Source organism: Pantoea sp. SGAir0430 (assembly GCF_043549295.1).
This window is the reverse complement of the sequence record NZ_CP039427.1, coordinates 2158528-2172693: the sequence shown is the minus strand read 5'-3', so window position 1 is coordinate 2172693 and position 14166 is coordinate 2158528. Positions and strand designations below refer to the sequence as shown.

Genomic DNA, 14166 nt, shown 5'->3' with positions numbered 1-14166 from the left:
TCTTATCACAGCAAATAACGTTAAATATTACAACTGTGCGTTAATCGTTACCGTTAACGGCCGGGTAAGTAACATTTCTGCCGGTGAAATCTGAGCCTGATACGCCAACACTTCCACACCGCAGCGCTGCGCCTGTACCAGTAGTTCTGCGTATTGCGCATCGATATGGTGCGCCGGGGAAACGTCCTCAATCCCCGTGTGCAGAACAGCAAACAACAAAACGGCCCGGTGGCCTTCTGCCGCGATAGTGCTTAATTCGCGCAGATGTTTCTGTCCACGAGCCGTCACCGCATCCGGAAAATAGCCTTTACCATTTTGTAAAAGGGTGACGGACTTGACTTCAATATAGCAGTTGACTTTGCCCTCCGCTTGCAACAGGAAGTCAATTCGGCTTTTTTCCGTGCCGTATTTCACCTCAGCCTGGCAGTGGCTATAAGCGGATAATTCCGGAATTGCGTCGCGCAGCAGCGCCTCGCGCACCAGTTGGTTAGCGCGCAGAGTATTGACGCAAATCCAGTGACCCTGCGCGGTTTGCGTTATTTCCCAGCTGTGCGGATATTTGCGCGTCGCGCTGGCCGTGGTGGAGTACCACACCGTGTCGCCTGGCGTGGCGCAGCCGGTCATCGCGCCGGTATTGGCGCAGTGCAGGGTAAAGGTGTCACCTTCCGGCGTAATGACATCGGCTAAGAAACGTTTATAGCGGGTAATTAAGCGGGCTGATTGTAACGGCGGATCGAACTGCATTTATGCTCCTGCGGCAGATAACAGTGGCCAGCGCGCCAGCCGGCGATAGCGCGTGCGTCCCTGCGTGAAGCTGGACGCAAACAGCGCGAAATGACTCACCTCAACGCGCCAGTGAAAACCGCGCGGCGGCAGCGCCACGGCCTGCGCAGCGTGGCGCAGCAGGGTGATGTGGGGATGGAACGGCTGCGTACTCTGCGCACAGCCATGACGCGCGGCCTGGGCGCGCAGCAGGTTGGCCAGCTGCAGTAAACCGCGCGGCGCGCGCTGGCAGCCAAGCCACACTACGCCGGGACGCGGCCAGTGACCGGCGTCATCGAGATCCAGCGTAAAGCCGGGCTGGCGGATGCGTGCCGCCAGCTGCTGCAGCTGATCCGCCGTTTCCGTGCTGGCCTCACCAAGAAACGCCAGCGTCAGGTGCAGATTCGCCGCCGCCACCGGTTTACCCGCGTCTGCGGCGAAGCAATCGGCCCGCCATTGCACCAGCTGTTGCTGGAGGGCATCAGGCAATTCGAGGGCAAAAAACAGTCGTTGCGTGGCCATGCTGAACTCCGGTAATCGGCGCCGGGTGGTGTACAATGCGCGCCATCTTAGCACAGGCAGAGTGGGAGTTGAGTGTGAGTGAGTTACCGGTAAGCGAGGTACTGCCTGCATTGCTGGCCGCGCTGGCGCAGTCGCCACAGGTGCTGCTGGCGGCCCCGACCGGCGCCGGGAAATCCACCTGGCTGCCGCTACAGCTGCTGCAACAGGCGAAGCTGCCAGGGCAAGTCATCATGCTGGAGCCGCGCCGGCTGGCGGCACGCAACGTGGCACAGCGGCTGGCGGAACAGCTGGGCGAACAGCCGGGTGAGACGGTAGGTTATCGGCTGCGCGGGGAAAACTGCAGCAGCGCAGCGACGCGTCTGCTGGTGGTCACCGAAGGCATTCTGACACGCATGCTGCAGCGCGATCCGCTGCTGGAGGGCGTATCGCTGGTGATCCTCGACGAATTCCATGAGCGCAGCCTGCAGGCTGATCTGGCGCTGGCGCTGCTGCTTGATGTGCAGCAGGGATTGCGCGACGACCTGAAAATTCTGCTGATGTCGGCAACGCTGGATAATCAGCAGCTACGCACGCTGCTGCCCGATGCGCCGTTTATTGCGTCACAGGGGCGCAGCTTTCCGGTGATGCGACGTTACGCTTCGCTCAATCCGCAGCAGCGGTTTGAAGAGGCAGTGGCGCGCGAGGTTGCACAGTTGCTGCGTGATGAGCCCGGTTCGCTGCTGCTGTTTCTGCCCGGTGTGGCGGAGATTGAACGGGTGAAGCGTGAACTGGCGTCGCGCGTCAGTGATGAGGTGGATTTATCTCCTTTATATGGTGCGCTGTCGCTGGAGGCGCAGCGGCGGGCCATCCTGCCGGCCGCGCCGGGCCGGCGTAAAGTGGTGCTCGCCACCAATATCGCCGAGACCAGCCTGACCATTGAAGGCATCCGCCTGGTGGTGGACAGCGCGCTGGAGCGCGCGGCGCAGTTTGACGTGCGCAGCGGCGTGACGCGTTTGCTGACCCAGCGCATCAGCCAGGCATCAATGACGCAGCGCGCTGGCCGCGCCGGTCGCCTGGCGCCGGGGATCTGCCTGCATCTGCTGCCGCAGGAGCAGGCGCTGCGTGCGGCGGCGCAGAGTGAGCCGGAGATACTCACCAGCGATCTGGCCTCGCTGCAGCTGGATTTACTGCAGTGGGGCTGTCAGGACGCGGCTCAGCTGCAATGGCTGGATAGTCCACCGGCGCGCAGCCTGCAGGCGGCACGTCAACAACTGCAGCGGCTCGGCGCGCTGGATAGCGAAGGGCGGCTCAGCGCGCGCGGCCGTAAAATGGCGCAGCTCGGCAGCGATCCGCGTCTCACGGCGATGCTGTGCGCCGCCGGCGACGATGTGCACGCCATCGCCAGCGCGGCGCTGCTGGTGGCGATTCTGGAGGATCCGCCGCGCAGCGGCAGTGTCGATCTGCGCGATGCGCTCAACCAGCCACAACCGCAGTGGCTGCGGCGCGCGCGCCACTGGCAGCAGCGCCTGAATGCAGGTCAGGGGCGCGTTGACGCCAATCGCTTCCCGGCGCTGCTGGCCGCCGGATTTGCTGACCGGCTGGCGCAGCGTCGCGGTGACAGTGCGCGCTATCAGCTCGCCAATGGGATCGGCGCAATGCTGGATGAGCACGACGGCCTGAGCCGCTATGAGTGGCTGATTGCCCCGAGCCTGCTGCAGGGGGCCAGCAGCGCCGATGCGCGCATGCTGCTGGCGCTGCCGGTAGAGATGGATGCGCTGCGCCAGCAGTGCCCGCAGCTGGTGGAGCAGCGCACCGATGTGGACTGGGATGACGACAAAGGCACGCTGCGCGCGTGGAAGCGGGACGCGATTGGCGCGCTGATCCTGCGGGCCCAGCCGCAGGCGCGGCCCGAGCCGGAGATCCTGCATCCGGCGATGCTGCGCTGGATCCGCGAAAAAGGGCTGGCGGTGCTCGGCTGGACGCCAGAGGCAGAGCAGCTGCGTGTGCTCCTGCAGTGCGCCGCGCAGTGGCTGCCGGAAGAGGCGTGGCCGACGCTGGATGATGACACGCTGCTGGCCTCGCTGGAGCACTGGCTGCTGCCGGAGATGGGCAAAGTACGCGATTTAAAAGGGCTGCAGAGCGTTAATCTTGTCAGCGCTTTATTACATTTGCTGACATGGTCACAGCGGCAGCGGCTGGATACTGTGCTGCCAACTCATTACACTGTGCCGACCGGAAGTCGCCTGCCGATTCGCTACGACGCGGAAAAGCCCCCCGCGCTGGCGGTACGTATGCAGGAGATGTTTGGCGAGGCACAGAACCCGGCGGTTGCCGATGGACGCGTTCCGCTGGTGCTGGAGCTGCTTTCGCCGGCGCACCGTCCGCTGCAGATCACCCGTGACCTCGCGGCGTTCTGGCGCGGTGCGTATCCTAAAGTGCAGAAAGAGATGAAAGGGCGCTATCCCAAACATCCGTGGCCGGACGATCCGGCCAGCGCCTTGCCGACGAGGCGCACCAAAAAATATTCCTCGTAGCCCGCAGTGGATCGAATTCAGAGGGTTCTGCCATGCGCGGCACGAGAAAGCAGTTAGAGTAGCGGCGCTGCCGTAGCTATGCCTGGAGAAAACAAAGCATGTCTGGGAACGATCGCGAACCTATTGGGCGCAAAGGAAAAGCGCCAAAGCCGCCGCGTAACGTTACGCGCCGGGGTCGCCGCAGGGAGCCTGAAGATGATATCGATCAGGACGATTTTGACGAAGATGATGAGGAGAGTGCGCCGGTGCCACCCAAAGGTAAAGGAAAACGTCCAACGCGTGGCAAACGCCGCTGGTTAGGCTGGTTGATTAAACTCTTCCTGGTGTTTGTCGTGGTGATGGCCGCCTGGGGCGTCTATCTCGATTCGGAAATCCGCAGCCGCATTGACGGTAAAGTGTGGCAGCTGCCGGCGGCCGTATACGGGCGCATGGTTAGCCTCGAACCGGGCATGGCTTACGACAAGAAAGAGATGATTGCGCTGCTGGAAGGCACGCAGTATCGCGAAGTGTCGCGCATTACCCGTCCGGGTGAGTTCAGCGTGAAAGGCAACACCATCGACCTGCTGCGCCGTCCGTTTGATTTTCCGGACAGCAAAGAGGGCCAGATTAACGCGCGTCTCACCTTCAGCAACAACGAGCTGAGCGAGATTAAAAACCTCGATACCGGACGCGACTTTGGCTTCTTCCGCCTCGATCCGCGGCTGATCACCATGTTGCAGTCGCCAAACGGCGAGCAGCGTCTGTTTGTACCGCGCGCCGGGTTCCCGGATCTGCTGGTCGATACGCTGATCGCCACCGAAGACCGCCACTTCTATGAGCATGACGGCATCAGCCCGTACTCGATTGGTCGCGCCTTCCTCGCCAATATCACCGCCGGTAAAGCGGTGCAGGGCGGCAGTACGCTGACGCAGCAGCTGGTGAAAAACCTGTTCCTCACCAACGAACGCTCGCTGTGGCGTAAAGCGCGTGAAGCCTATATGGCGGTGATCATGGATGCGCGCTACAGCAAAGATCGCATTCTTGAGCTCTACCTGAACGAGGTGTATCTCGGCCAGGCGGGCAACGACCAAATCCGCGGTTTCCCGCTGGCCAGCCTGTACTACTTTGGCCGCCCGGTGGACGAACTGAGCCTTGATCAGCAGGCGATGCTGGTCGGCATGGTTAAAGGTGCGTCACTGTACAATCCGTGGCGCAATCCGCAGCTGGCGCTGGAGCGTCGTAACCTGGTGCTGCGTCTGCTGCAACAGCAGAAAGTGATCGATCAGGAGCTGTACGACATGCTGTCGGCGCGGCCGCTTGGCGTCCAGCCGAAAGGCGGGGTGATCACGCCGCAGCCGGCGTTTATGCAGATGGTGCGTAATGAGCTGCAGGCGAAGCTGGGCGATAAAGTCAAAGATCTGTCCGGCGTGAAGATCTTCACCACGCTCGATCCGATTTCGCAGGATGCCGCGGAAAAAGCGGTTGAAGACGGCATTCCCACGCTGAAGAAACAGCGCGGGCTGAAAGATCTGGAAACCGCGATGGTGGTGGTCGACCGCTTCAGTGGTGAAGTGCGCGCCATGGTCGGCGGTGCCGATCCGCAGTTTGCCGGCTATAACCGCGCGCTGCAGGCACGTCGCTCGATTGGCTCACTGGCAAAACCGGCGACCTATCTGACCGCCCTCAGCCAGCCAAACAGCTACCGCCTGAACAGCTGGATCGCCGACGAGCCGATTGCGCTGAAACAGCCAAACGGTTCGGTGTGGAAGCCGATGAACGACGATCGTCGCTTCAGCGGTAAAGTGATGCTGGTGGATGCACTGACTAACTCGATGAACGTGCCAACCGTTAACCTCGGTATGACGCTGGGACTCGATGCGGTAGTGGATACCTGGACCAAACTGGGCGTGCCAAAAGATCAGCTGCATCCGGTACCGGCCATGCTGCTGGGGGCGCTTAATCTGACGCCGATTGAAGTGGCGCAGGCGTTCCAGTCAATTGCCAGCGGCGGTAACCGCGCTGCGCTGTCGGCGGTGCGCTCGGTGATCGCGGAAGATGGCACGGTGCTGTATCAGAGCTTCCCGCAGGCGCAGCGCGTTGAGCCGGCGCAGGCGGCGTATCTGACGCTGTATACCATGCAGCAGGTGGCCGATCACGGTACGGCGCGGGCGCTGGGCGCACGCTTCCCGGGTGCGCATCTGGCGGCGAAAACCGGTACCACCAATGACCTGATCGACAGCTGGTTTGCCGGTATTGATGGCAAAGAAGTGGCGATCACCTGGGTTGGCCGCGACAACAACCAGACCTCGAAGCTGTACGGTGCCAGCGGTGCGATGCAGATCTATCGTCGCTACCTCGACAACCAGGCGCCGATGCCGCTGGTCCTGACGCCACCGGAAGATATCACTCAGATGAATATCGATTCGGCCGGTAACTTTGTCTGCGGCAGCGGCAGCAGCACATGGCGTTCGCTGCCGGTGTGGGCGCTGGATCCGAACGCGCTGTGCCAGCAGCAACAGCAGCAGCAGCAGCAACAGCAAGAGCAGCAACAGCAACAGCAACAGCCGCAGGGCGAGCAGAAGGACTCTGACGGCGTCGCGGGTTGGATTAAAGATATGTTTGGCAGTAAATAAGCCATCCGGCACTGCACCGGCTTTCCACCTTCAGAGCCTGTGCGGTGCCGGCGCTTTACCACCACGTGGCGGCGCCCGATACATGGCGGCGCTCCAGCCTGAGTCTTGCATAAAAGCTGAATTTAACTCCCTCTGGCGCTGCGGCGCCTTTTCTTTGCCCGCCATTTTTTTAGCCGCGATCATGGATATGTGCGATCCGCTGGCAAACTCACCGCCATCAGGCATTACATCTTGCGGTGCTTGCCGGGTTTCGCCTAAAATCCGTGCGTCTAATAATCATTCTCGTTTCCATTCGCCTGCATTGTTCTATTTTCATGAGATCCCACTATGAATGCGCGAAACACTTTTCCTTGTTCTCTGCGCGCGGTGACCACCCGTCGACCGCTCGCGTTATTGATTTCCCTGACTCTGGGCACACTCAGCATGCAGGCGCTGGCCGAAGATACCGTGGTGGTGACGGCTGATGGCGGCAGCGGCGTCGCGCAGGAGAGCGCATGGGGACCGTCGCCGACCATCGCCGCCAAACACAGCGCGACCGGCACCAAAACCGATACGCCAATCGAGAAGAATCCGCAGTCGGTGTCGGTGGTGACGCAGGAAGAGATGTCAATGCATGCGGTGACCAGCGTCAAAGGTGCGTTTAATTACACGCCAGGCGTGCTGACCGGTAACCGCGGCAGCTCGGACGTTATCGACGCGCTGTCGATTCGCGGCTTCAGCGAAACCAACACCAACCAGTATCTGGATGGCCTGAAGCTGCAGGGTGACAACTACTCCGAATTCGCTATCGATCCTTACTTCCTCGAGCGCGCGGAGCTGCTGCGCGGTCCGGTTTCGGTGCTGTACGGTAAGAGCAACCCGGGCGGTGTGGTGTCACTGGTGAGCAAGCGGCCGACCCAGGAGACGCTGCGTGAAGTCCAGTTCCAGATGGGCACCGATAACCTGTTCTCCACCGGCTTCGATTTTGGCGGCTCACTGGATGATGACGGCGTTTACAGCTATCGCCTGACCGGCCTGGCGCGCAGCGCCGATGCGCAACAGGAGATGAACAAAGAGAAGCGCTATACCCTTGCGCCTTCGTTCAGCTGGCGTCCCGATGCCAATACCCGCTTTGACCTGTTGACCTACTTCCAGAACGAACCGGAAACCGGCTATTACGGCTGGCTGCCGCGTGAAGGCACCGTGGTGGGCATCACCCGGCCGGACGGCAGCAGCTATAAGCTGCCCACCAATTTTGATGAAGGCGAAGACAGCAATAAGATCTCGCGCAACACCAAAATGGTTGGCTATAACTTTGAGCACAGCTTTAACGACACCTGGACGGTGCGCCAGAATCTGCGCTATGCGGAGCTGAAAACGAATTATCGTAGTATTTATGGCAACGGCTATTTGCCTGAGTCACAAGAGATTACACGTGGTTCAGCCATTTCCGATGAGAAACTGAATCAGTTTGCTGTCGATAATCAGGTGCAGGCAAAATTTGCTACCGGTGCGGTCGATCATACGCTGCTGATGGGGGTTGATTATCAGCGCACCCGTAATGATATTGATGCTGCATTTGCCTCCGCAGCGCCAATCAATGCGATCGATCCGCAGTACGGTAATGATGCTGTGGGTGCCGCCTTCCCCTATCAATATCTGAACCGTCAGGAACAAACTGGCCTGTATACGCAGGATCAGATGGAATGGAATAAATGGGTGCTGACGCTGGGCGGGCGATACGATTATGCGATGACCTCCGCACTGAACCGTAACGGTAACAGCGAAGTAAAAAACCACGACCAGGCATTTACCTGGCGCGGTGGTGTGAACTATGTGTTTGATAATGGTATCGCGCCGTATTTCAGCTACAGCGAATCCTTTATCCCAACGGCTGGCACCACGGTTGATGGGAAACCTTTTGACCCATCCCGCGCGAAGCAGTATGAGGCTGGCGTAAAATACGTACCAAAAGATCGCCCGATTGTGGTCACCGCAGCGGTTTATCAGCTGACTAAAACCAAAAACCTGACGGCAGATCCGAACAGCCTGCAGTTTAGTGTGCAGGGAGGGGAGATTCGCTCACGTGGCGTCGAGCTGGAAGCCAAAGCGGCGCTTAACGCCAACATCAACCTGACGGCGGCTTACTCATATACCGATGCGGAATACACCGAAGACACCTTGCTGAAAGGCCGTACGCCGGTGCAGGTGCCGAAGCACATGGCCTCGCTGTGGGGCGATTACACCTTCCATGAAACCGCACTGTCGGGCTTCACCGTGGGTGCCGGGGTACGCTACGTGGGTGAAAGCAAAGGCCTGTACGCCAGCGGCGCAAATGCCAACCAGAACTTTGACGTCGCCGCGTACACCACTGTAGATGCCGCACTGAAATACGATCTGGGCCGCTTCGGCTTGCCGGGCTCAACCGTCGGCGTCAACATCAACAACCTGTTCGATCGCGAATACGTTGCCAGCTGCTACCGCGACTACGCCTGCTACTGGGGCGCAGAGCGCCAGATCGTCGGTACCGCCACCTTCCGCTTCTGATACTGAACACAGGGCGCTGCGGCGCCCGTTAACCAGGGATTATCATGCAGCATCCGCACCACGCAGAAACCACCTTTTCACTGGAAAACGTCAGCTTCCGTGTACCGGGCCGCACGCTGCTGCATCCGCTGTCGCTGACTTTCGCCCCGGGCAAAGTCACCGCGCTGATCGGGCATAACGGTTCCGGTAAATCCACGCTGCTGAAGATGCTCGGCCGTCACCATGCCGCCAGCGAAGGGCGCGTGATGTTGAACGGTGAGGCGGTTGATACCTGGAGCAGTAAAGCTTTTGCACGTCAGGTAGCCTATCTGCCGCAGCAGCTGCCTGCGGCGGAGGGCATGACGGTGCGCGAGCTGGTGGCGATTGGGCGCTATCCGTGGCACGGTGCGCTGGGGCGCTACGGCCAGGAAGATCGCGATCGGGTAGACGAGGCGATTGCGCTGGTTGGACTGAAACCCTTCGCCGGGCGGCTGGTGGACAGCCTGTCCGGCGGCGAGCGTCAGCGTGCGTGGCTGGCGATGCTGGTGGCGCAGAACAGCCGCTGTCTGCTGCTGGACGAACCCACGTCGGCGCTGGATATCGCTCATCAGGTTGATGTGCTGGCGCTGATTCAGCGCCTCAGCCACGAACGCGGCCTGACGGTGATAGCGGTATTGCACGATCTCAACATGGCGGCTCGCTACTGTGACCGGCTGGTAGCGCTGCGCGCGGGCGAAGTGATCGCGCAAGGCGGACCGGAAGCGATTATGCAGGCCGGGGTGCTGGGTGATATTTATGGCATTCCGATGGGCATTCTGCCGCATCCGCAGGGCGGCGCGCCCGTCAGCTTTGTCTACTGAGGCCTCGTGATGTTCGACATTTCCCGTCGCCGTCTGCTGACCGCGCTGGCGCTCTCACCGCTGATGAACCTTGCACCGCTGCGCGCCGCGCCGCCGGACAGCCAGCGCATCCTGGCGCTGGAGTGGCTGCCGGTGGAGTTGCTGATGGCGCTCGGCGTCGCCCCGCTCGGCGTGGCCGATCTGCACAACTACGCCATCTGGGTGGGTGACCCGGTCTTGCCGGCCGGCACCCTCGATCTCGGCTTACGCACCGAACCCAATCTGGAACTGATGACCCAGCTGGCACCGTCGCTGATCCTGCACTCCAACGGTTACGGCCCGGCGGTCGACAAGCTGGAGCGCATTGCGCCGACGATGGGCTTTGACCTCAACAGCGGCGATGGCAAACCGTTCACCACCGCGCGCAAATCGCTGCATGCGCTGGGTGCCCGGCTTGGCCTTGAAGCGCAGGCTCAGGCCCATTTGCACTGGGTGGATGGTGAAGTGGCGGCCGCGCGTGAGCGGTTACGTCCATGGGCGCAGCGTCCGCTGCTGCTGATGTCGCTGATGGATCCGCGTCACGCCATTACCTTCGGTAAAGGCAGCCTGTTCCTCGAGGTGATGGAGCAGCTTGGCCTGCGCAATGCCTGGCAGGGCGAAACCAACTTCTGGGGCAGTGCGGTGGTCGGGCTGGAGCGGCTGGCGGAGGTCGGTGACGTTGAGGTGATCTGCTTCGATCACGATAACGAACGCGATATGCAGCAGGTGACGCAAAGCGCACTGTGGCAGGCGCTGCCGTTTGTCCGTTCAGGCCGTTTCCGGCGGGTGCCGGCGGTGTGGTACTACGGCGCCACTTACTCAGCCATCAAATTTATTCGCGTGCTGGAACGCGCGCTGGAGTCGCACTGATGCGCAACCGTCTGTTTCCCGTCGCGCTGCTCAGCGTGCTCAGTTTACTGGCGCTGGCGCTCACGTTTATCAACCTGCGCCAGGCGCTGCCGCTGGCGCAGTGGCAGCAGGCGATGTTCGCGCCGGATATCGATAACATCCGTCAGGTGGTGTTCCACTACAGCCTGCTGTCGCGGCTGGCGCTGGCGCTGCTGGTCGGGGCCGGACTTGGCCTCGCGGGCCTGCTGTTTCAGCAGGTGCTGCGCAATCCGCTGGCGGAGCCGACCACGCTGGGCGTCTCTTCCGGCGCGCAGCTTGGCCTGACCGTCGCCACTCTGTGGCAGCTGCCGGGCGGGGAGCTGAGGCAGCAGTTTGCCGCGATGGGCGGGGCGGTGCTGGTCGGCGTGCTGGTGTTTGGCATCGCCTGGGGCAAGCGTCTGTCGCCGGTGACGCTGATCCTGGCCGGTCTGGTACTGAGCCTGTATGCCGGCGCGGTTAATCAAATCTTTGCCATCTTCAATCACGATCAGCTGCAAAACATGTTTCTGTGGAGCACCGGCGCGCTGAACCAGCTCGACGGCCACAACGTGGCGCTGCTGTGGCCGCGCCTGCTGCTGGCGTTCGCACTGGCGCTGGCGCTGTTGCGTCCGCTGACGTTGATGGGGCTGGATGATGGCGTGGCAAAAAACCTCGGTCTGGCGCTGTCGGCAGCGCGCATTGCCGCGCTGGCGCTGGCGATCCTGCTCAGTGCGCAGCTGGTTAACGTCGCCGGTATCATCGGCTTTATTGGGCTGTTCGCGCCGCTGCTGGCGAAGATGCTGGGGGCGCGTCGTCTGCTTAGCCGCTTGCTGCTGGCGCCGCTGATTGGCGCACTGCTGCTGTGGCTGGCCGATCAGTGCGTGCTGTGGCTGACCGCGCACTGGCGTGAAGTGTCAACCGGGACGGCTACCGCGCTGATTGGCGTGCCGATTCTGCTGTGGCTGCTGCCGCGTCTGCGCACGGGCTCGCTGCCGCCGGCGATGAATGCCGGCGACACAGTGCCGCAGGAGCGGCAGGCCGTGCTGCGCTGGTGTCTGGCGGGCGTGATGATTCTGGCGCTGTGCAGTCTGGCGGGCATCGCGTTTGGGCGCGACGCACACGGCTGGACGTGGGTCAGCGGCGACATGCTGCAACAGCTGCTGCCGTGGCGCGTGCCGCGCGTGCTGGCGGCGCTGGTGGTCGGCACGATGCTGGGCGTCGCCGGGGTGCTGATTCAGCGCCTGACCGGTAATCCAATGGCCAGTCCGGAAGTGCTGGGCATCAGCTCCGGAGCGGCCTGCGGGGTGGTGGTCATGCTGTTCTTTGTGCCCGGCAACGCGGTCGCCTGGCTGCTGCCTGCCGGCGTGCTGGGTGCCGCGCTGACGCTGCTGGTGATTATGCTGGTGGCCAGCCGCGGCGGTTTTGCACCGGAACGCATGCTGCTGGCCGGAATGGCGCTGAACAGTGCGTTCGTCACGTTACTGATGGTGTTGCTGGCGAGCGGCGATCCGCGCATGGCCGGGCTGCTGAGCTGGATTTCCGGTTCGACGTACAACATCTCAATGACGCAGGCGCTGCAGAGTGCTGTTGTGGGCATGATACTGGTGGCGCTGGCACCGCTGGCCAGCCGCTGGCTGACGCTGCTGCCGCTCGGCAGTGCCACGGCGCGCTCAGCCGGCATGGCGCTGAACCGATCGCGCTTCGGCCTGCTGTTGCTGGCGGCCGCGCTGACTGCCACCGCGACGCTCACTATCGGTCCGCTGAGTTTTATTGGCCTGATGGCGCCGCATATTGTGCGTATGCTCGGCTTCCGTCGCGCGCTGCCGCAATTGCTGATGGCTGGCCTGCTCGGCGGGTGCCTGCTGGTGTTCGCCGACTGGTGCGGCCGTATGCTGGCCTTCCCGGATCAAATCCCGGCAGGCCTGATGGCGACCTTCTTCGGCGCGCCGTATTTTATCTGGCTGCTAAGGCGCGCTTAGTGAAGCGGGGCGCTATCAATGGCGCCCCGGCAGGTTTACAGCTGCGCGAAGCAGCGGCGTGCGGCATCGACGGTGCGCTGAATATCTTCCTGGCTGTGCGCCAGTGACATAAAGCCGGCCTCATAGGCCGATGGCGCGAGGTAAACACCTTCCTGCAGCATCAGATGGAAGAAACGCTTAAAGCGCTCCACATCGCACTTCGTCACGTCGGCGTAGCAGGTTACACTGTCGGCGTCGGTGAAGAAAATACCGAACATGCCACCGACGTGGTTCACCACCAGCGGGATATTTTCCGCCTCTGCCGCCGCCAGCAGGCCAGCACACAGCTGGTCGGTGAGCGCGGTTAAGGTCGCATGGGTGCCAGGCTGCGCAATCTGCGACAGGCAGGCAAAACCGGCGGCCATGGCAATCGGGTTGCCGGACAGCGTGCCCGCCTGATACACCGGGCCGGTGGGAGCCAGCGCGGCCATCACTTCGCGGCGGCCGCCAAAAGCGCCAACCGGCATACCGCCGCCGATGATCTTACCGAGGCAGGTTAGGTCTGGCGTAACGTCGTAATACGCCTGGGCACCGCCCAGCGCCACGCGGAAGCCGGTCATCACTTCATCAATAATCAGCAGCGCGCCAAACTCATCACACAGCGCACGCAGGCCCGGCAGGAATTCCGGCTGCGGCGGGATGCAGTTCATGTTGCCTGCCACCGGTTCGACGATGATACAGGCGATCTCTTGCGGATACTGCTCAAACGCCGCGCGCACCGAGTCGAGATCGTTATAGGTGCAGGTCAGGGTGTGACGGGCGAAATCCGCCGGCACGCCCGGCGAGTTGGGCTGGCCGAGGGTCAGCGCACCGGAACCGGCTTTCACCAGCAGGCAGTCAGCGTGGCCGTGGTAGCAGCCCTCAAATTTGATGATTTTGTCACGCTGGGTGAAACCGCGCGCCAGGCGGATGGCGCTCATGGTGGCTTCGGTGCCGGAGTTAACCATACGCACCATGTCCATGCTCGGCACCAGCTCGCACACCAGCTCGGCCATCTTCACTTCCATCTCGGTCGGCGCGCCAAAACTCAGGCCGCGCGCGGCGGCTTCGATCACCGCATTGCGTATGGTGGCGTTATTGTGGCCCAGCACCATCGGCCCCCAGGAGCCGACGTAATCGATATAGGCTTTGCCATCGGCATCATACAGATAGGCACCGTCGGCGCGTTCGATGAACAGCGGCACGCCGCCCACACCGGTAAAGGCACGCACCGGGGAGTTCACGCCGCCCGGGATCAGGCGTTGTGCTTCGGCATACAGGTTTTCTGACTTACTCATGGTTCGGCTCCTGCTGTTCTGGAAAAAATCTGGCGCCATTCTACGGAAGAGCGGCCGTTGAAGAAAGGCGCGCGGCCGCTTGCGCCTGCGACATTGCTATACTTTATGCCATAACTGGCGGCACACAGTGTCAAGGGCGCTACTTGATTGCACTGGACGGCTGGCAGATAATAGCGAAATTGAGGTCGTTTTCTGACCTGGACGTTTACCCG

9 protein-coding genes are annotated in these 14166 nt (G+C 61.8%); 6 read left to right on the top strand and 3 right to left on the bottom strand.

Features of this window, described 5'->3' with window-relative positions:
- Positions 1-27: 27 nt before the first annotated feature.
- Positions 28-744, bottom strand: coding sequence for a DNA/RNA nuclease SfsA (sfsA, locus tag E7738_RS10505; protein ID WP_394515605.1), 717 nt, complete (start codon positions 742-744; stop codon positions 28-30).
- Positions 745-1284 (bottom strand): RNA 2',3'-cyclic phosphodiesterase, encoded by a 540-nt coding sequence (gene thpR, locus E7738_RS10500; protein WP_394515604.1) that lies wholly within the window; start codon positions 1282-1284, stop codon positions 745-747.
- 35 nt (positions 1285-1319) lie between these two features.
- Between thpR and hrpB the strand changes: the two genes are divergently transcribed.
- From hrpB to fhuB, 6 genes are all read left to right on the top strand, one after another.
- Positions 1320-3797 carry an ATP-dependent helicase HrpB gene (gene hrpB / locus E7738_RS10495; protein ID WP_394515603.1) on the top strand — a complete coding sequence of 826 codons (2478 nt, stop codon included), beginning with the start codon at positions 1320-1322 and terminating at the stop codon, positions 3795-3797.
- A gap of 98 nt (positions 3798-3895) precedes the next feature.
- Complete coding sequence (gene mrcB / locus E7738_RS10490) at positions 3896-6409, top strand: bifunctional glycosyl transferase/transpeptidase (protein ID WP_394515602.1); 2514 nt, start codon at positions 3896-3898, stop codon at positions 6407-6409.
- A gap of 327 nt (positions 6410-6736) precedes the next feature.
- On the top strand, positions 6737-8935 hold the full coding sequence (gene fhuA / locus E7738_RS10485) for a ferrichrome porin FhuA (protein ID WP_394515601.1): 2199 nt from the start codon (positions 6737-6739) through the stop codon (positions 8933-8935).
- A gap of 44 nt (positions 8936-8979) precedes the next feature.
- On the top strand, positions 8980-9774 hold the full coding sequence (gene fhuC / locus E7738_RS10480) for a Fe3+-hydroxamate ABC transporter ATP-binding protein FhuC (protein ID WP_088516628.1): 795 nt from the start codon (positions 8980-8982) through the stop codon (positions 9772-9774).
- Positions 9775-9783: 9 nt separating this feature from the next.
- Entirely contained in the window at positions 9784-10662 is an 879-nt protein-coding gene (fhuD, locus tag E7738_RS10475) for a Fe(3+)-hydroxamate ABC transporter substrate-binding protein FhuD (protein ID WP_125308835.1), read from the top strand.
- Positions 10662-12638 (top strand): Fe(3+)-hydroxamate ABC transporter permease FhuB, encoded by a 1977-nt coding sequence (gene fhuB / locus E7738_RS10470; protein WP_394515600.1) that lies wholly within the window; start codon positions 10662-10664, stop codon positions 12636-12638. Before fhuD ends, fhuB begins: the two co-directional genes overlap by 1 nt.
- 35 nt (positions 12639-12673) lie before the next feature.
- Here fhuB and hemL read toward each other — a convergent pair whose 3' ends face one another.
- Complete coding sequence (gene hemL, locus E7738_RS10465) at positions 12674-13954, bottom strand: glutamate-1-semialdehyde 2,1-aminomutase (protein WP_021507502.1); 1281 nt, start codon at positions 13952-13954, stop codon at positions 12674-12676.
- Positions 13955-14166 lie beyond the last annotated feature (212 nt).

Excerpts from the sequence above, each read along its gene's own strand:
- sfsA (WP_394515605.1), bottom strand. The coding sequence starts at position 744 with ATGCAGTTCGATCCGCCGTTACAATCAGCCCGCTTAATTACCCGCTAT.
- fhuC (WP_088516628.1), top strand. The coding sequence starts at position 8,980 with ATGCAGCATCCGCACCACGCAGAAACCACCTTTTCACTGGAAAACGTC.
- fhuB (WP_394515600.1), top strand. The coding sequence starts at position 10,662 with ATGCGCAACCGTCTGTTTCCCGTCGCGCTGCTCAGCGTGCTCAGTTTA.
- thpR (WP_394515604.1), bottom strand. The coding sequence starts at position 1,284 with ATGGCCACGCAACGACTGTTTTTTGCCCTCGAATTGCCTGATGCCCTC.
- mrcB (WP_394515602.1), top strand. The coding sequence starts at position 3,896 with ATGTCTGGGAACGATCGCGAACCTATTGGGCGCAAAGGAAAAGCGCCA.
- hrpB (WP_394515603.1), top strand. The coding sequence starts at position 1,320 with ATGCGCGCCATCTTAGCACAGGCAGAGTGGGAGTTGAGTGTGAGTGAG.
- fhuA (WP_394515601.1), top strand. The coding sequence starts at position 6,737 with ATGAATGCGCGAAACACTTTTCCTTGTTCTCTGCGCGCGGTGACCACC.
- fhuD (WP_125308835.1), top strand. The coding sequence starts at position 9,784 with ATGTTCGACATTTCCCGTCGCCGTCTGCTGACCGCGCTGGCGCTCTCA.
- hemL (WP_021507502.1), bottom strand. The coding sequence starts at position 13,954 with ATGAGTAAGTCAGAAAACCTGTATGCCGAAGCACAACGCCTGATCCCG.